20 protein-coding genes are annotated in these 16,886 nt (G+C 39.1%); 13 read left to right on the forward strand and 7 right to left on the reverse strand.

What is annotated here, in order from left to right; genetic code table 11:
• Positions 1 to 138 precede the first annotated feature (138 nt).
• On the reverse strand, positions 139 to 1,368 hold the full coding sequence (locus ACO1D1_RS09915; RefSeq protein ID WP_423335805.1) for a helix-turn-helix domain-containing protein: 1,230 nt from the start codon (positions 1,366 to 1,368) through the stop codon (positions 139 to 141).
• Positions 1,369 to 1,519: 151 nt separating this feature from the next.
• On the opposite strand from ACO1D1_RS09915, the gene ACO1D1_RS09920 reads away from it, so the two are divergent.
• Positions 1,520 to 1,891 carry a protease inhibitor I9 family protein gene (locus ACO1D1_RS09920; protein WP_423335806.1) on the forward strand — a complete coding sequence of 124 codons (372 nt, stop codon included), beginning with the start codon at positions 1,520 to 1,522 and terminating at the stop codon, positions 1,889 to 1,891.
• A 64-nt stretch (positions 1,892 to 1,955) separates the two neighbouring features.
• On the opposite strand, the gene ACO1D1_RS09925 is transcribed toward ACO1D1_RS09920, so the two are convergent.
• Positions 1,956 to 2,498, reverse strand: coding sequence for a chromate transporter (locus ACO1D1_RS09925; RefSeq protein ID WP_423335807.1), 543 nt, complete (start codon positions 2,496 to 2,498; stop codon positions 1,956 to 1,958).
• A 204-nt stretch (positions 2,499 to 2,702) separates the two neighbouring features.
• Positions 2,703 to 3,332, reverse strand: coding sequence for a chromate transporter (locus ACO1D1_RS09930; RefSeq protein WP_423335808.1), 630 nt, complete (start codon positions 3,330 to 3,332; stop codon positions 2,703 to 2,705).
• A gap of 195 nt (positions 3,333 to 3,527) precedes the next feature.
• On the opposite strand from ACO1D1_RS09930, the gene ACO1D1_RS09935 reads away from it, so the two are divergent.
• The 4 genes from ACO1D1_RS09935 (at position 3,528) to ACO1D1_RS09950 (ending at position 6,424) form a co-directional block, all read left to right on the forward strand.
• Complete coding sequence (locus tag ACO1D1_RS09935; protein WP_423335809.1) at positions 3,528 to 4,403, forward strand: LysR family transcriptional regulator; 876 nt, start codon at positions 3,528 to 3,530, stop codon at positions 4,401 to 4,403.
• 111 nt (positions 4,404 to 4,514) lie between these two features.
• On the forward strand, positions 4,515 to 5,078 hold the full coding sequence (locus ACO1D1_RS09940; RefSeq protein WP_423335810.1) for an IMEF encapsulin system ferritin-like cargo protein: 564 nt from the start codon (positions 4,515 to 4,517) through the stop codon (positions 5,076 to 5,078).
• 107 nt (positions 5,079 to 5,185) lie between these two features.
• Complete coding sequence (locus ACO1D1_RS09945; RefSeq protein WP_423335811.1) at positions 5,186 to 6,034, forward strand: family 1 encapsulin nanocompartment shell protein; 849 nt, start codon at positions 5,186 to 5,188, stop codon at positions 6,032 to 6,034.
• A 3-nt stretch (positions 6,035 to 6,037) separates the two neighbouring features.
• Positions 6,038 to 6,424: a 2Fe-2S iron-sulfur cluster-binding protein gene (locus ACO1D1_RS09950; RefSeq protein ID WP_423335812.1), complete on the forward strand. Its 387-nt coding sequence runs from the start codon at positions 6,038 to 6,040 to the stop codon at positions 6,422 to 6,424.
• 57 nt (positions 6,425 to 6,481) lie between these two features.
• Here ACO1D1_RS09950 and ACO1D1_RS09955 read toward each other — a convergent pair whose 3' ends face one another.
• On the reverse strand, positions 6,482 to 6,949 hold the full coding sequence (locus ACO1D1_RS09955) for a hypothetical protein (protein ID WP_423335813.1): 468 nt from the start codon (positions 6,947 to 6,949) through the stop codon (positions 6,482 to 6,484).
• 397 nt (positions 6,950 to 7,346) lie between these two features.
• On the opposite strand from ACO1D1_RS09955, the gene ACO1D1_RS09960 reads away from it, so the two are divergent.
• Positions 7,347 to 8,594 carry an MFS transporter gene (locus ACO1D1_RS09960; RefSeq protein WP_423335814.1) on the forward strand — a complete coding sequence of 416 codons (1,248 nt, stop codon included), beginning with the start codon at positions 7,347 to 7,349 and terminating at the stop codon, positions 8,592 to 8,594.
• A gap of 164 nt (positions 8,595 to 8,758) precedes the next feature.
• Positions 8,759 to 9,361 carry an undecaprenyl-diphosphatase gene (locus tag ACO1D1_RS09965; RefSeq protein ID WP_423335815.1) on the forward strand — a complete coding sequence of 201 codons (603 nt, stop codon included), beginning with the start codon at positions 8,759 to 8,761 and terminating at the stop codon, positions 9,359 to 9,361.
• Between the two features lie 250 nt (positions 9,362 to 9,611).
• Here ACO1D1_RS09965 and ACO1D1_RS09970 read toward each other — a convergent pair whose 3' ends face one another.
• From ACO1D1_RS09970 to ACO1D1_RS09980, 3 genes are all read right to left on the reverse strand, one after another.
• Positions 9,612 to 10,577, reverse strand: a complete 966-nt coding sequence (locus ACO1D1_RS09970; protein ID WP_423335816.1) for a Tad domain-containing protein — start codon at positions 10,575 to 10,577, stop codon at positions 9,612 to 9,614.
• A 168-nt stretch (positions 10,578 to 10,745) separates the two neighbouring features.
• A complete protein-coding gene (locus ACO1D1_RS09975) occupies positions 10,746 to 11,795 on the reverse strand; it encodes a TadE/TadG family type IV pilus assembly protein (protein ID WP_423335817.1) in 1,050 nt (349 codons plus the stop codon).
• 140 nt (positions 11,796 to 11,935) lie between these two features.
• Positions 11,936 to 12,265: a DUF192 domain-containing protein gene (locus tag ACO1D1_RS09980; protein ID WP_423335818.1), complete on the reverse strand. Its 330-nt coding sequence runs from the start codon at positions 12,263 to 12,265 to the stop codon at positions 11,936 to 11,938.
• 241 nt (positions 12,266 to 12,506) lie between these two features.
• Here ACO1D1_RS09980 and ACO1D1_RS09985 point away from each other — a divergent pair, with 241 nt between their 5' ends.
• From ACO1D1_RS09985 to ACO1D1_RS10010, 6 genes are all read left to right on the forward strand, one after another.
• Entirely contained in the window at positions 12,507 to 12,686 is a 180-nt protein-coding gene (locus ACO1D1_RS09985; RefSeq protein WP_423335819.1) for a Flp family type IVb pilin, read from the forward strand.
• An 80-nt stretch (positions 12,687 to 12,766) separates the two neighbouring features.
• On the forward strand, positions 12,767 to 13,168 hold the full coding sequence (locus ACO1D1_RS09990) for an A24 family peptidase (RefSeq protein ID WP_423335820.1): 402 nt from the start codon (positions 12,767 to 12,769) through the stop codon (positions 13,166 to 13,168).
• 108 nt (positions 13,169 to 13,276) lie between these two features.
• Positions 13,277 to 13,651, forward strand: a complete 375-nt coding sequence (locus ACO1D1_RS09995; protein WP_423335821.1) for a TadE/TadG family type IV pilus assembly protein — start codon at positions 13,277 to 13,279, stop codon at positions 13,649 to 13,651.
• A 70-nt stretch (positions 13,652 to 13,721) separates the two neighbouring features.
• Positions 13,722 to 14,345, forward strand: a complete 624-nt coding sequence (cpaB, locus tag ACO1D1_RS10000) for a Flp pilus assembly protein CpaB (RefSeq protein ID WP_423335822.1) — start codon at positions 13,722 to 13,724, stop codon at positions 14,343 to 14,345.
• On the forward strand, positions 14,345 to 15,556 hold the full coding sequence (locus ACO1D1_RS10005) for an AAA family ATPase (RefSeq protein WP_423335823.1): 1,212 nt from the start codon (positions 14,345 to 14,347) through the stop codon (positions 15,554 to 15,556). Before cpaB ends, ACO1D1_RS10005 begins: the two co-directional genes overlap by 1 nt.
• Positions 15,543 to 16,886, forward strand: coding sequence for a CpaF family protein (locus ACO1D1_RS10010; RefSeq protein WP_423335824.1), 1,344 nt, complete (start codon positions 15,543 to 15,545; stop codon positions 16,884 to 16,886). Before ACO1D1_RS10005 ends, ACO1D1_RS10010 begins: the two co-directional genes overlap by 14 nt.

The raw sequence follows: 16,886 nt of genomic DNA on the forward strand, positions 1-16,886 counted from the left end.
CCATAAGAGAAAACACTTGAAGCTTTTTAACTAATTTCAAGTGTTTTCTTTCTCTTTCAGGCGGCTGAAAAATTACCCCAATTTACAATCTATCAACTATCAAGTTATGATAATGATGAATTGATTTCTATACAAAATTTAATAAATTTTTAAAAGAGAAGCTGCTACTTTCAGCGCTTTTTCCAATTGACTTGATTCTGAGTAGTGGACAAAGAGCCGTTTTTCATACTGCTGAACGAGCCAAAATAATTCATTTTCTTTGAAAAATGGCAGGGCAGTTTCGTCTATAAATTTGTACAGCTCAATACTTTCCGCAATCTCATAGTTTAACATCGTAAATAATATATGACTGAGCCGATCGGTTGGATTTTTTGTGAGCGACAACATTCCGTCAGCAACCAGTTCTGTCAATTTATCTTTTTCCAACAAGGAACCTTCATAGGCACAGCGAATATATCCTTCAAATGACCAGAAATAGAGGGGAGAATTATTCTCACAAAGCTGCATTGCTTCTTTATATAATTCGTTCGCTTCCAAATATTCTTTGCGAAGGTACCGGTTATAGGCAAAGTTATACAGAAGCTTTGTTTTTTTATCGATAAAATTACATATATCACACGTTTGAAGAAGTGACTGATACTGCGCCAACGTCTCTTGAAAGTTTAAATACTCATTATCACCAATTTGCACGATCATTAGTGTTTCTGTATCAATGATTCTATTAAAATTATTTGTTTCCTTAAAATAGGTTAATGCCTTTTCGGCATAATAGTAAGCCAGTACTTTTGAATTAATTGAATGATAGGAATAAGCCATATTATAGTAAAATTCATAATTTCTATATTGATTGGGATTGATTGATTTTAATAAATCAATGGCATTAATATATTTCTTTTCGGTTATGTAATAGATTCCTAAAACATGTTTTAGTAAATTACTTTCATAGGAAGATAATTTATCCATATCCTTTTGGATGGCGGAAAGAATTTTCATGGCTTTTCGAGGGTTCCCTTGGGAACAGTAGTATCTGGCGAGTAGAAGGTCAAAGTGAATTTGAAATTTTGATACAGCAAGAATAGGGACATCAAATAGTTTTGGAATAATAGTTTCTACTTCGTCAAACTTCTGTTTAATCAAGGCATTTTCCATATCCTGAATGAGTGCTTCAACTCCGTTCAGACGCTGTAGCTCCGATTGGATGTCAACTCCAAGGCGTTTTGCTAAAAGTGAAGTAATTTCGGGAGAATATTCTGTTAGTCCCCGTTCAATTTTACTTATATGGGTGACGGAGCAAATCCCTTTACCCAACTGTTCTTGGGTTAGGTTGGCCTTTTCACGGTAAAGTTTAATTACCTTTCCTTCGTTCATTTTGATCCTACCTTCCTATATGCGATTAGCGAATGACTTAAATAACTTAAGTTCTATTAATCGTAATGCTAGCAGAAAATCAAAATGGAAATTGTCGAATTTTGTTGAAATGATAGAAAATTATTAACTTATGTAAAAAGGGAGAATTCATATGGCGACTATTTATATAGATCCAATGATTAATATGAAAACAAATAACATAATTACCATTATCATTCATTTCAAAACGCAGCCGGCTCATGCGGCGGTTGCCATCGCGAACTCCAGCGGCTTTCCACTATCCCTCCAGCAGGCGGAGCAAGACGTGGCGGCGAGTCATCTTCGGTTTCAGAATGATCTTCAAAGATTATTCGGTCCTGAGGGGATTCCCTTCAGGATTAACCATACGTATAAGACGGTTTTCAATGGGGTTTCCTTGAGCCTTCCGGGAAATAAAATTCCAATATTACTGCAATCACCTGAAATATCGGCGATTTATGCCAATAAAGAATTTAAACTCGACCCGCCCTTTGTCCAGTTCTAACTTTAAAAAAGGGTCAGTCCTCCGCTGCATGAAAGTGACGGAAGACTGACCTTTTTTTCTCATATTATGAATAAAGTGCCACACCAACAATGCCCGAAAGCAAGATAACGTAGAGTGGATGCCAGCGAAATTTTATTAGAGCCAGCAGAGATAATCCAAATACAAGCAACAAGCTGATCGACTGAAAAGAGAGATGAACCGAGATCAGGTTATTTGCACGGGCGAAACTAATCGCGGCGTACATGATTAAACTAGCCACGATCGGTTTTAATCCATAAAACATCGATTGGACTACGGGAATGTGATGCAACTTAATGAAAAAGGTGGCGACAATCGCTACTAAGATGATGGACGGCAGCAAAATGCCAATGGCTGCCACAATCGCACCCACTACACCTGCTGTTGAATAACCAACAAGAATCGCACTATTGGTTGCAATCGGACCGGGTGACATGCCTGCAATGGCAATCATATTGGTTAATTTCTCCGCCGTCATCCATCCATATTTTGTAACCTCTGTTTCTATAAGGGGAATCATAGCATAGCCCCCTCCAAAGGAGACAAAGCCCATCATAAAGAATGTTTTAAACAGCTGCCACAGAACCATAAAATCGCCCCTTTCTGTTAATATTATTGGAAATAATAAATTTCAACTTTGAGAATTGTCCAGCTCCAGCGCCCTAGCGGCTAGTGTCCTTCGCTCTCCGCCCTACGATAAGTCAACATCGGTTCACTCCGCTCACCGTGTTTCCTTTATCTCAGTTGGAGTGCTCCAGGCCATACGCCGCTGAACAGGGCGCTTGCGCTTTTCCTATATCCCGGCACCCATGAAATAATCGGGATGTTGGGTTGGATCTGTTTCTTTGTCTTTACGCTGTTCCAATTCGACTGGTCGGCCCTTTTTTCGTTTAATCCAGACGGTAAAAATACCAGATAATGCGCCAGCAAATATAGCAACGATCGGATGGATGAAGAACAATGCCGGTATTCCCACAAGCATGATCAAGAATGTGGTTTTATCAACTATCGCTGTCTTGATCGTTTTCATCGCGGCATACACGATGATGGCCACAATAGAGGCTCGAATCGAGATAAACGCTGCCTCTAGCTTTGGATTATCATGAACGAAAAAGTAGAAGATCCCAAGTGTGAGAACGATTAAAAAGGTGGGCAGCGACACACCAATCAAGGCGGCAATCGCCCCTTTCAGCCCGCCAATCCGCTGCCCGATAAATGTCGCCGAATTAACGGCAACTCCTCCCGGGACGGTTTGAGACAAGGCAAACACATCCGTCACATCTTCACTTTTTAACCATTTTCTCTTTTCAACAATTTCTTTTTCGATTAAGGGGATCATGGCAAAACCCCCGCCAAATGTTACAGGGCCAATTTTGAAAAAACTCCAAAATATCTGGAACAGTAATTTCCATTGTTCCTTCATTATTTTTCCCTCTTTCTTTTTATGTAATATATTCCTTTGTGGGGAAACTATAGTGTATTGTATATCATATGAATCATACTATCTATTACATTAGCAAAAGAAAGCGTATGGGTAAATTGCAATAAATGGATAGGGTATAACAGATTGTTATACCTAGTAGGTTGGTCTGAATTTGTGGATATGGGGGTTTTCCTATTGAACATAGAGAGTTTGAAATTGTTTTGTTTGGTTGTCGATGAAGGAAGCATCAGTCAGGCCGCCAGATTAAGCTTTGCATCTCAGCCAGCGGTAACGCGGCAGATCCATCAACTGGAGAATTTTTATGGCACTTTGTTATTCGATCGAACGGATGGAAAAATGAAGGTGACGGAAACGGGCAAAATGTTATATCCTTTTGCAAAAACCATCATCCATGATTTCAATCGGTCCAAGGAAGTCATTAAACAGGCAACGGGAGAATATCATTCAACCCTTCACGTGGGGGCATCGTTTACCATTGGAGAATATTTATTGCCAAGCCTGTTAGGGCGCTTTAAAAAGCAACAACCGGATATAAGGGTATCTTTAACGATTAAGAATACGCCTGGTGTAATCGATGATTTATTCAATGATGTCATCGACTTGGCTTTAGTTGAAGGGATTTTTGAAAACGAAAAGTTTATCGTCGAAAAATTTGCCGACGACGAGCTCCTCCTTGTTTGTTCCCCTGAGCATGTGTGGACTGAACAAATCCAAATTAAAGAACTGGCAAATGAACGAATGATATGGCGCGAATCCAGTTCAGGAACAAGACTAATCGTTGAAAATATGTTAAGAGAACATGGCATCCTAGAAAAAATTGAAAGTTATATGGAATTAGGGAGCACACAAGCGATTAAAAGTGCTGTGGAAGCAGGACTAGGGGTCAGTATCCTGCCGCGGTTGACAGTAGCAAGAGAATTGGAGCAAGGGACCTTAAAGGGAGTAAATATTTTTGACGTAACGATAATGAGAGATTTATGGCTGGTTAAAAAGAACCAGCGATTCCATAAAATAGGAGTAACTGATTTTTTAGATTTCATAAAGGAATAAATTTGGAAAGTTCGGCAAAGTGTTGCTGAGCTTTTTTTATTTGTTTTCCGGTTTTAAAACCTCTGTTGGACGTCAATAATGACAGGTAGTTGAATTTTGGGGGTGCAGGAAGTGAAAGAGGAACTAAAGATCTTTCATCGGATTTTTACGACGACCTATGATGCCATTGAAAAATTTATGAATATGCTTAACCCGGTGATTCAAAATGCCACCGATGACCATGAACGACTGTATTATCATCATATTTTCGAAGAAGAGGAGCAGCGACTGTCACGCTTAGTGGAGTTAATACCATTGATCAGTAAGTTTGAAAAAGAAAAGTCTGATGCCGATTTTGCTCCAACGAACAATGAATTTAACCGGCTCCTGCAAGAGCTGAATCTAGAAAAGTTCGGCCTACATAATTTCGTCGAGCACCTCGACTTAGCGCTGTTTCGTTTTACCGACGAGGACCGGAGCACGATGTTAAACCAATTGCGTGAGGTATCCTACCAGGATTATCAACAGGTCAAAGCAATGTTAAATGAAATCAACAGTCGTTTCGACACAAACTACGTGGACCCGCACGCCCACCACGACGAGCATCATGACCACCTTGAACGGTCAGGTGCCGCTGCGCCAGCTAGGGTTACGGTTAAACATAAAAAAGGCTTCACTGTAGGGAGTTTGAGGTAGTTTTTTTAAAAGGGTAACTTAAAATTTCTGGTTTGGCGGAATTCAATCCCAAACCCGCTAAATAAAAAACACAAGGTACTAACTTCCAGAAGAAGGAGGAAGGATTCATGAGTAAATCACAGTTATTTCCGGATGCCCCCTTATCGGATCACGAATTCAATCAATTAGATAAAACAGTCATTGAAACGGCACGCAGGCAGTTGGTGGGACGCCGGTTTATCGAATTGTACGGACCGCTTGGACGAGGCGTGCAAAGCATTGCTAATGACATTTTTACAGAAACCATCGAAGCAAAAATGGATATTCAAGGTTCGTTTGATACGACATTTGAATCGAGTAAACGGGTCAACCACACCATCCCATTGCTCTACAAGGATTTTGTTCTTTTTTGGCGGGACCTTGAACAGGCAAAGGTGCTGGACATCCCGGTTGATTTTTCACCCGCAGCCAATGCAGCCCGCGATGTGGCGAATCTTGAAGACCAAATGATTTTTCACGGGGCAAAGGAATTTGATATCCCTGGGCTCATGAATGTGCAAGGCCGCCTTACACATTTGATTGGCGAATGGTATGAATCCGGAACGGCTTTTCAGGATATTGTCGAAGCAAGAAGTAAGCTCCTGGAAATGAACCATAATGGCCCATTTGCCCTTGTGCTTTCGCCAGAGCTTTACTCACTTATCCACCGTGTACATAGGGATACAAATGTGTTAGAAATCGAACATATTCGTGAACTGGTCACAGATGGCGTGTTCCAATCCCCCGTATTAAAAGGGAGAGCTGGAGTCATTCTAAATACAGGCCGCAACAACCTAGACCTTGCTGTTTCTGAGGATTTCGATACGGCGTATATGGGACAGGAAGGAATGAACCACCCATTCCGAGTTTACGAAACGGCTGTATTGCGGATCAAACGGCCGTCGGCGATCTGCACACTGGAATTCATAGGGGAATAACGGGTGGCGCAGCGAGTTTTTACAGTAGGATCACTGATTCCTGGAAAAATAGTGCCCGTTCCCAATAGAAACATTCAGCAATCGCCAGCAATCAAACTTGAAAGAAAAGTACCAGAACAGCATTCTCCAGTCATCAAGCCCGAAAAAATTATAGTACAGCAGGGCGACATCCAGTTTGAAATTTCTCCAGAAAAAGGGAAACTTCTGGATGCAGCACTTAACCAAGGAAAGCAAATCCAGTTTAAATGCCGAAAAGGAACCTGCGGTCAGTGTACGGTGAAAGTGCTCCAAGGCTCGGGATTATCTGAGCCAAATGAACAAGAGCACAATAAGCTAAATAAAGCAATCGCGGGCAGCTATCGTTTGGCATGCCAGGCGGAAATTCTCTAATAGGAATCAAATATCCACCCAAACCACAAAAAAACGAGGTCCATTATCGGACCTCGTTTACGCATGTAAACGAACTAATTTATCTTCAACTGGGAATGGCAGTGATACATTGTGATTTTTCAACTCTTTCACACTAATATCGTGAACGAGCTTCAATGCTTCCTTTTTGAACGTTGAGGTAATGAAACCGGCATTGACTTCACATAATCTTTGTAAGTATTGCAATGTATCGCGGACCATGATTTCTTTGATGAACGTGTTATTTAACTGGCAAATTAATTTATGCTGCAAGCCTTTGATGACGGCAATTTGGTCGACGTGGGCAATGATGTTTGTGCCGTCCTCATCGATAAAGCCGACGGAGACATAGTGTCCTTTTGAGATATCAACATTTGTAAACACGGGGTTTTGGTAGGTTTCACCAGATGATAAGCGAATCGAATCTGCTTCCGCTGCACCGCCGATTTTTCGTTGATTTGCTAGAACTGTGTGAATATCCTTCAACCCAAAAAGCATGTTAAACATGTTGTATCCCCCTTCGATGGATTCTCTATACAGGTCATTTTATAGATAATGAGAATCATTGTCAATGGGATTCTCAACTAAAATATGACGGTTATTAGAGCATCATCCTCAGCCAATAAAAAATCACCTAAAAAATTCCCAAAATGAAAATACTTGCTTAAAAGCGGTAAATCCTTTAAAATAAACCTTACAAAAAACGGAAGGGTGACCTTGGAACGATGATCTTATAATCCTATTTCTCATGAAAAAAATACAATCTTTTTTTTCTGGATAGGATTAGTCTGTACTTTTATACAAGTCGATAAGATCATAGTGTCCTTCACGCCGGGATATTTTGTTGCTTTGAAATTGTATTGTGCCGCCTCCTGCCAGGAAAATTACTGCAGGAGGTTTTTATATGGAAAAAAACATAACACAACCGGCACCAACCAGAGGCCTGTTTCAAAACCGGGTCTTTCTAGCTATTATCATGTCCGGATTATTTTTACAAATTGGAATTTGGGTGCGAAACTTTGCCGTATTGCTGTTCGTTATGGACCAAACCAATGGTGATGCCTTTGCCGTCTCGATGATTTCGGTGGCTGAATTCGCGCCAATCTTTATCTTCTCGTTTATTGGCGGAACCTTTGCCGACCGCTGGGCTCCGAAAAAGACGATGGTCTGGTGCGATATTTTAAGTGCAGTATCCATCTTTGTCGTACTCATCACTCTAATTTTCGGAACGTGGAAGGTAGTGTTTTTCGCGACTTTAATCTCAGCCATCCTTTCACAATTCTCGCAGCCTTCAGGAATGAAATTGTTTAAAATGCATTTATCCCCGGATCAAGTGCAGCAGGCGATGTCTGTCTACCAAACGGTCTTCGCTTTATTTATGGTGTTGGGACCGGTAATTGGAACATTCATTTTCCAATCGTTTGGCATTGACATCTCCATCACCATCACCGGTCTTGCGTTCTTGCTTTCAGCGGCGGCCCTTGCATTCTTGCCAAAGGATCGCCCATTGGAAGACGTCGGTGATTCCACATTACTGCAAGAAATGAAAAGTGGAGTTAAGTATGTTCTTGGAAAAAAAGAATTGAGCCTGCTGGGCCTATGTTTTATGGCAGCAGGGCTAGGGGTCGGGTTCATTAATCCTTTATCGATTTTCCTCGTTACCGAGCAATTAAATCTGCCGAAGGAAAACCTCCAGTGGCTGTTAATGGTCAACGGTGTGGGGATGATTATCGGTGGTGCCGTGGCCATGATTTTTGCCAAAAATGTGGCACCGCAGCGTCTGCTTGTTTTTGGAATGCTTGTCAATGGCATCGGCATCGCTGTAATGGGATGGTCGACAAACATCTGGATTACCTTGATTGCCGAGTTTGCGAACGGTTTGATGATGCCTTGTATTCAAATCGGGATCAATACCTTGATTTTGCAAAAAACAGAAGAGGCCTTTATCGGCCGCGTCAACGGAATTTTAAGTCCGCTGTTCGCCGGCTCAATGGTTATCACGATGAGTATTGCCGGGATTTTAAAAGAGAAGTTTTCATTAGTTACAACGTTTGAAACATCGGCTGTCTTGTTTATTATCGGTTTACTGTTCATCTTGCCTATATATAATCAGAAACAGCAGCCAAAACCTGAAGTTCTCAGTTCAAAATAAGGGTGCATTGAAAAATACATTTCAAGTCTTAGTGAAAAATAGTCTCCGAGTCGATTATGAATGAATCGTAAAGTATGTATAGTCAGGTAAGAAATAAGCACCAGATCAAGCCTTCTGCTGATTAGAAGCAAGGGACTAGAAATAATAAGCAGGGGGTAAGAACATTGTCTATTTCGCAAGTAAATATCGATGCCTTTCGGGCGATCAATGATTTAGGAAAAGAATATGATTTCCTAAATCCCATCGCCATCTTCATGGCAGAATATATGTTGTATATTTTAATCATTGGATTGTTGGTGTATTGGTTTACCAAAACAAGCCAAAATAGAATCATGGTGGTTCAAGGTTTACTCGCAGTTGCAGTCGCCGAAGTCCTTGGAAAAATTGCCGGTAGTTTATATTCCCATTACCAGCCATTCGCCGAGCTGCCGAACGTGAACAAACTTGTTGATAAAGCAGTCGATAATGCCTTTCCGAGCGACCATTCCATCATATTTTTCTCAATCTGTTTTTCCATTTGGTTAGTCCGAAAGAAAGAGGGCTGGGGATGGCTCATCCTTGCTGTGCTTGTGGGAACGTCACGGATCATGGTTGGTGTTCACTATCCTGGGGATATACTTACCTCGGCACTGTTCGGAATTGCTGCAGCACTATTTTCCTACTGGCTTGTTCCGAAGCTTAGCTTCGTTACAGTGGCTCTTACGAAACATGAAAAGGGCAAATTGCCTGCAAACGGGAAGTCTGAGGATCAGTCGAATCAATTTTAATATAGGAAAACCTCTTTGAACCTGGATTCAAAGAGGTTTTTTTGAATTTAGTAATCAAAAATATTAGGAACAGAAGTATTGCCTGCCCCAATTAAAATGCCATTTTGATAATTCACGACATAATAATTGTACCTTATGACGCAAATATTGAATTGATTTTACGTTAAATGAATCTATGGGTGTTTCGTCATAAACCACTTCAGAATCTGGTAATTCTGTTGGAATTCCATTCGATAAGACTACTTTTTTACTACTCAATTAATTTGGAATCGTAACTTCCATATTCAGCAGAGTCACCAATTTCACCGGGTTGTTCTAAACTAATAAATTTTGCAGTTATTGTATGCGTACCTGGATCAAAACCAACTAGTTCAAAAAGAGCGAAACCTTTAATTGTAACCGATGTTCCTCCAAATGCGGTAACAATAGGTACATACACTAATTTATTTGTTGTATTTAAATAATCGAATGCTTCTAGAACTTTATTTGCTTTGACGTTATCACCTGGAAGGGTATTTACACTCATTCCAGCTGTGAGTGGTGCTGGAGAGCTATTTCTTATATAATCTGCAAGTAGTGGAGATCCATTCCCATTTTTAGGAGGATTATCTAAAGGCCCAAAGTTTAAGAAACCAAAATCTCCTTTTACTCCAGAGCCAGGACTTGACGTAATACTTAGTTCTTTTCCAAATTCAAGTTTTTCATAGGTTACTTTCCCTGCCACGACTTTTTCTGTTAAATGTATCCCTATTGGAATTACCTGCCCAATACCTTGTCTTTTTATATCCCCAATTTTCACTCGTGCAAAGGCACTTACCTTAGTGTTATTTAATCCTAAAACAGGCATTAACGTTAAGTTTACATTTTCTTCTCCGTAGACGCTAACATAATTTGCACCGGCGTTTTTGGCACTATATTCATAATGCCCATTTTCACTTTTTATTTCGTGATTTTGTTCTGTAATAAGTTTAGCTTGAGTCTTCGAATCAGTGAAAGCAGGGTCTTTTTCTGATAGTTGTCTTTGTTTCATGATATCTAATAGATAATCTGCACCTGCAAGTGCACCTGCATCCACTGACTTTTGAAGCTGCGATTTTGTTAAATATAATCTTCCCCCGTCAATCGCTAAACCGGCAATTCCTATTAAAGCTATTATGGAAAAAGCCACAAGTATAAGTGATTGACCATTCTCATTTATCATTAAATTTTTGAACATAACAACACATCCTTTAAATAGTTCAAAGTTCAAAAATAGTGGAGTGTATTTCATACTTTATTGAGAATAACCTAAATGTTTTTTTATAAAAAATTATTAATTATGAGGAAGAGCAATTTTCTGAATTGAATCAGGAAAATAGCCACTTATTCAGAATGGAGCCCCTTATTATTCTACTATTTTTATTGAAACATCTTCCTCACTAAGTTGGTCCTTAAATTGACCATCATAAGTATAAGTATTATTTGACCCATTTAGGGTATTAATATGATAAGCAATTAGGGATCCTTTGAATGTCATTCCTCCTCCATCAATTCTAATTTCTCCATTTGGAGCATATAAAAGTCCACTAAAATTATGACCATTTCCATTTATACTTATATCACCTGAGACGTATAGTGTAGCCCATTTATAAACGTTGGAGTTACCACTAAAGTGAACATCTCCATTAACAAATATAGTATCAGTGGATTTAATTGCACTAATATTTTTGAAGAATTCGTCTTCACTATTAAATACCTTTGTTGCTTTTCTTTTATATTCATCCTTATCTATTTTTACCATTTCTATATAGGCTGATTTTTTTTCTTTAGTGTTTTCAATTGAATTATGTTTATCATCCAACGTTCCAACATACTCATACTTACCATCGATAAAAATTGGATTATTACCAATTTTTGAAGCTCCATTAATATGAATATCACCACTAAATTTGTTCTCTCCACCATTAATTGTAGTTTCAAACTCCTTTCCCTTAGAATCGGCCGTAGCAGCTGAAAAAATTAAATAGTCCCAAATGTTGCTTACCACCGTCCGTGTTCTGGTAAGTTGTACTGTTGCACTTGCGGGAACAGTAGCTTCTTTATCTTTCGGCATTAATACAGAGATTAGGAAAAAAGGAACAACTTCGTGCCCAGTTACTTTAATTTTGTCATTTGAAGGAAATTCTATTGTATAACTTATTGGATTATCGTTTTTATCATAGTTTTTCCTTGCATAGTCTTCTGCTGTTATTCTTGCATCATCCTCCGTACCAGATATCATTTCTTGTGCGCCTGCGAGTGCTGCCGCATCAACAGCCTTTTGTAACTGAGATTTTGAAATATAAAGTCGTCCCCCATCTATCGCTAACCCCGCAAATCCAATTAAAGCAACTAGAAAAATAGCAAACATTACCATGGACTGTCCTTTTTCTTCTGCCCAAAACTTTTTAAGCATTAAAAGCAACCCCTCTTCGAACTGTTCTTTATTAAGAATGATAATATGTAACTAGTTCTTTGTACAGATTTATTTCCCTTAAATTCACTAAATAATGTGCAGAAAGCCTGTCAAAAAAAATTGATAAATTAATTTAGAGTTTATTTAACATGAATAAAGCTGCCAACAATAATGCCTAAGTTATTAATCGATCCAGCAGGGAGCTCCAGAGTTGAATATGCGGCTTTCAAAGGTTTGGTCATACTCCAGGGCTTTAAATTCGGATACAACTTAACAACCTCTTTCCTTTCATTAAGAAGAACAACATCAATAGGAAATTTCATAAAAAACATATGCACCGAATTACATGGCACAATCCAAAGCCCTTCATCCTTAATCGGATCCTTGCGAAACATTAATCCTCTCAGTCTTGTAAAAAAAGAATCAGCTACTTTAATTTGGTATGGAATGAATACTGTTTTTTCGCACATATTTTAAAATCTCCTTTAAACTAATAACATTAAGTTCATTATATTAAACTTTACGTTCTTTTAAAAGAACAAAAAACTAAGGAAAAATTAGAATAATAGAGGAAAGATAGGAAAACCACAATAAATTAGTCCAGAATGACCAAAAATGGACATTTTCAAATTAAGAAGTTCGTTTTATATTTAAATTAAGTTCTAAATATAGAACGAAATTAAAAATAACTATTTTATAGGAGGAATACAAATGTTGCAAAAATTGAAGAACTTGGTTATTGAAGAAGAAGGGCAAGCAATGACGGAATATGGCTTACTTATTGGATTAATATCGGTTGCAGTAGTTGCCACCCTATTACTAATTGGCCCAGAACTAAAAACTCTATTTACAACAGTCAAAAATGCATTAGTAAGTGCAAATACTCCTTAAAATCTATTTACATTAATTAGAATATTATTGAAGCCCTACTATTAAAAAGTGGGGCTTCTTCAAAAGTAGAGGTAGATAATATGATTTTAAAAATGGTATTAATAGCTGCATTACTTATTTCAATTATAACTGATTTACAAAAAAGGAAAATCTTAAATATCGTAACTATTCCTTCAATATTAATTGCATTAATATTTTATGCTACGACACTTGGTTGGGAAGGATTCGTTTTTACAACTAGAGGGTTTGCTGTAGGACTAGGATTACTTATTATTCCCTATTTATTAGGAGGTATAGGTGCAGGTGATGTAAAACTAATGGCCGCAATTGGGGCACTTATGGGCACTAGTTTTGTTTTTTATTCTTTTATCTATACTGCCTTAATTGGCGGTTTAATTGCCGTAGTGGTAATTATTAAGCAAAAAGGTTTTATCAATTCAATGAAATCATATTATTATTCCGTAGGATTCTTTCGAAAGTAATCTTGGTTCCATACTACTTACAAAAGAAAAGAATTCAAGTGTTTCATTCCCATATGGGGTCGCTATTGTTCTGGGTACATTATGTACGCTTATCTGGGGTGGATTTTGATGAAATCGGAAAAAGGGCAATCGCTTGTTGAATTTGCGCTAATCCTTCCGCTTTTAGTTATGTTATTGTTCGGAATTGTTGATTTTGGAAGAGCTTTTCATGCCTATTTGACTATTGATCATGCAGGAAGGGAAGCTGCTAGGGCAGCAAGCATTGGAAAAGATAATGATACAGTGGAACAAATTGCTAAGAGTCGGGCGAAAAGTATTAATTTGGAAAAATACGGGAATGTAGTTGTCTCGACAACTGACAGAACACCTGGAATAGATGTCAAAGTTACAATCAGCTATACATTTTCCTTTATTACACCTGTACTTAGTCCTCTGTTAAAGACAATAGATTTAATAGACGAAACATATATGAGAGTGGAATAGGGAAGGCCGTAGAATTAATGTCAAATTGGTGGAGTTAAATCAAAAGTAGCAAGGGACCTAGGAGGACTTTATGAACACAAAAAAAATATGGCTTATTTCTTTAATATTAGGGTTGATGGTTGCGGGTGTGGTTTATGTAGCTATATTAGCAAAAGAAAATGCTTCTACTCCAGCCAGTTCGCAAGTTACCGAGGAATCAAATGGGGGAAAAAATCAAAAATCTGCAGAAGAAATTGAAAAAGAGAAACTAGCGGAAAAGGAGAAAGAGCTCGAAAGAGAATTCACTAATCCAATGGTTGATGTCAGCAAAGGAAAACGAGCTATTTCGATTAGAGTGAATTTAGAAGGCGGAGTTTCCGGGTATGTTGCCCCGAATTCGATGGTCGATGTGATTGCCTATGAAACTACCAAAGATGATTCGACAAATAAGAAATTTAAATCGGCAGTGCTTGTCCTTGAGAATGTAAAGGTGCTAACTTCCGGTCAATCGTCAGACAACAAGGAAGGTGCCCTCAAATATGAAACCGTCACATTGGAAGTTACCGTAGAGCAAGGGGTCATGCTCGGTCTGGCTTCCAAAGATAAAGACGGCTTCTATTTAATGCTAAGAAATAATGAAGATACTGAAACCGGCAAAGCAGGAACCAAACAAACAAGAGAAGTAATCAAAGATGATTCAGGGGAGGGACAATAATGAGTATAAACTGGGTTTATTTTTCCGATACGAATTCTCCACCTAGAGAGATTAAAAAATTTATTGAAAAGCAGCAATATCAGATTTTGTCAGCCAATCAAGTGGAGAAGTTACATTCCCTATTGGCTGGGAATAATCAGTCCGTGATCTTTCTGGAAGCATATACACAGTTTAATGTGTATGACCTATGCCAGGAAATCTCGGCGCTTTATCCGCATGTGTATATTATTCTGATTGTACCTGAAGAGATGGAGAACTTGAAAAAGGCGATGTTAATGGGTGCTTCCGATACTCTTCGTTCTACATATGACCTAGGGGAATTGTCTGAAACAGTCGCTCACGCAAAGAAATTTATGAATCACCGTGAAAGGATGGAACCAAGCTCAATCAATCTAGTAAAAGAGCAAGGGAAAGTGATTGCTGTTTCAAGTCCAAAAGGTGGTGTTGGCCGGACGGTATTAACCATTAATCTTGCCGTTGCTTTTGCCAAAATGGGCAAAAGAGTGGCCGTTATTGATGGCAACCTCCAATTTGGCGAGGTCGGCATCTACTATAATGTAAAACCCAAAAAAACGATTTATGAATGGGTAAAGGAGGGGTATGGCCGCCCAAATTACTCCATCAGTCAATATATGACTACCGTTGACAGCGGTGTATCTGTTCTTTCTGCCCCACCGCGGCCTGAATTCTTTGAAGGTATTTCCGAAAAACATATGAAGGAAGCAATCGAGGAAGTCAAAAATCAATTTGATATTATCCTCATTGATATGCCAGTTTATTTATCTGAGATTCACCTGCGCTGTTTGGATCTTGCTGATGAAATCTTACTTTTGTCACTGAATGAAATTTCGGGACTGAGATTATGTCAACTTTATTTAGATACACTTGAGGCTATTCATTTGCGAGGAAAAGTAAAACTCATTTTGAATCGCAATGCAAAGGGGCAGGGACTTGACCAGAAGCGAATCGAAGAAATTTTGACAATTGATGTGTACCATACTCTTCCGGATCAGGGGAATATCGTATCGTCTTCCATCAAAACAGGGCAGCCATTTCTCTTATCACACCCTCGTAGCAGCATTGGTAAGGCTGTATTGAATTTAACTGAAAAGCTTTACGCACAAAAAAGTGATGGACATGTGGTATCAAAAAAGGATAAAAAGTGGTTTCAAGTAGGCAAGCGAGGTGGAAAGAAGAATGTCACTATTTAAACGGTATATAGAGGGGAATAATGCAACAACCGCAACAAAAGAGAGTTTGGCAATCCCCGTTTCAAAAAAGTCCCAGGAATTTTGGGATATCGAATCCAATCTTCATAATTTCCTGCTGGAGGAATTGAAAAAGTATCCGGGACAGAATAAAGAAACTGAAAAAAGAAAAATAGAAGAATTGGCTCAGGGCTTTTTTGACCAAGAAGGCACGAGGCTGACTTTTGAAGAAAAACAGGAAGTAATGGAATACGTTAAAGATGAACTGCTCGCTTACGGTCCGATTTCTCCGCTATTAGATAATCCATTAATCAGTGAAGTCATGGTCAATAATTTTGATCAAGTCTATTATGAGAAAAACGGTAAGGTATACAAAAGCCATGTGAATTTTACCGATAACCTCCATGTAATGCGGGTGATTGAGCGGATTGTTTCTCCAATCGGCCGCAGAATTGATGAGAGCTCACCAATGGTAGATGCCCGCCTGCCGGATGGCTCACGTGTCAATGCGATTATTCCTCCACTCGCGCTTAAAGGGCCAAGTTTGACGATTCGGAAATTTTCCGAAACACCTTTCACAATAAAAGATTTAATTCACTTTGGAACAGTGAATGAAATGATGGCGGAGTTTCTTGATATGTGTGTAAAATCAAGGCTTAATATTTTTATAAGTGGTGGAACCGGTTCAGGGAAAACCTCGACACTAAATGTGTTATCCTCCTTCATTCCCAATGAAGACCGGATTGTAACGATCGAAGATGCAGCTGAGTTGAAGCTTTATCAGGAGCATATTGTCTCATTGGAATCGCGACCGCCTAATATTGAAGGAAAAGGCGAAATTAAGATCCGGGATTTAGTGCGTAACGCACTCCGGATGCGGCCTGACCGCATTGTTGTCGGGGAGGTCCGCGGTGCCGAGGCACTAGATATGCTTCAAGCGATGAACACCGGTCATGACGGTGGATTAAGTACCGGACATGCGAACTCTCCACGGGATATCCTTTCCCGTTTGGAAACAATGGTGTTAATGGCGGGATTTGATTTACCGGTAAAAGCGATCCGCGAACAAATTGCCAATGCCATTGATGTTATTGTTCATCAGTCCAGAATGAAAGACGGTACAAGAAAAATCACCCATATTACCGAAGTACTAGGCTTGGAAGGAGAAACGATCGTTCTTCAGGACATCTTTAAATTTAAGGAAACAGGCTTTAGCTCGGACGGCAGAATTGAAGGGAAATTCATTAGCACAGGTATTCGGCCAAAGTTTGCAGAGTTGCTTGAATTAAATGGATATAAACTGCCTGCTACATGGTTTGTCGGGGAGTGGTAG

The organism is Neobacillus sp. 19 (genome assembly GCF_049463095.1).
Lineage (GTDB): Bacteria > Bacillota > Bacilli > Bacillales > Cytobacillaceae > Neobacillus.

Bases quoted from the DNA above. Each gene is read 5' to 3' on its own strand.
- ACO1D1_RS09915 (WP_423335805.1), bottom strand. From the start codon at position 1,368: ATGAACGAAGGAAAGGTAATTAAACTTTACCGTGAAAAGGCCAACCTA.
- ACO1D1_RS09920 (WP_423335806.1), top strand. From the start codon at position 1,520: ATGGCGACTATTTATATAGATCCAATGATTAATATGAAAACAAATAAC.
- ACO1D1_RS09925 (WP_423335807.1), bottom strand. From the start codon at position 2,498: ATGGTTCTGTGGCAGCTGTTTAAAACATTCTTTATGATGGGCTTTGTC.
- ACO1D1_RS09930 (WP_423335808.1), bottom strand. From the start codon at position 3,332: ATGAAGGAACAATGGAAATTACTGTTCCAGATATTTTGGAGTTTTTTC.
- ACO1D1_RS09945 (WP_423335811.1), top strand. From the start codon at position 5,186: ATGAGTAAATCACAGTTATTTCCGGATGCCCCCTTATCGGATCACGAA.
- ACO1D1_RS09955 (WP_423335813.1), bottom strand. From the start codon at position 6,949: ATGTTTAACATGCTTTTTGGGTTGAAGGATATTCACACAGTTCTAGCA.
- ACO1D1_RS09960 (WP_423335814.1), top strand. From the start codon at position 7,347: ATGGAAAAAAACATAACACAACCGGCACCAACCAGAGGCCTGTTTCAA.
- ACO1D1_RS09970 (WP_423335816.1), bottom strand. From the start codon at position 10,577: ATGTTCAAAAATTTAATGATAAATGAGAATGGTCAATCACTTATACTT.
- ACO1D1_RS09975 (WP_423335817.1), bottom strand. From the start codon at position 11,795: ATGCTTAAAAAGTTTTGGGCAGAAGAAAAAGGACAGTCCATGGTAATG.
- ACO1D1_RS09980 (WP_423335818.1), bottom strand. From the start codon at position 12,265: ATGTGCGAAAAAACAGTATTCATTCCATACCAAATTAAAGTAGCTGAT.
- ACO1D1_RS09985 (WP_423335819.1), top strand. From the start codon at position 12,507: ATGTTGCAAAAATTGAAGAACTTGGTTATTGAAGAAGAAGGGCAAGCA.
- ACO1D1_RS09990 (WP_423335820.1), top strand. From the start codon at position 12,767: ATGATTTTAAAAATGGTATTAATAGCTGCATTACTTATTTCAATTATA.
- ACO1D1_RS09995 (WP_423335821.1), top strand. From the start codon at position 13,277: ATGAAATCGGAAAAAGGGCAATCGCTTGTTGAATTTGCGCTAATCCTT.
- cpaB (WP_423335822.1), top strand. From the start codon at position 13,722: ATGAACACAAAAAAAATATGGCTTATTTCTTTAATATTAGGGTTGATG.
- ACO1D1_RS10005 (WP_423335823.1), top strand. From the start codon at position 14,345: ATGAGTATAAACTGGGTTTATTTTTCCGATACGAATTCTCCACCTAGA.
- ACO1D1_RS10010 (WP_423335824.1), top strand. From the start codon at position 15,543: ATGTCACTATTTAAACGGTATATAGAGGGGAATAATGCAACAACCGCA.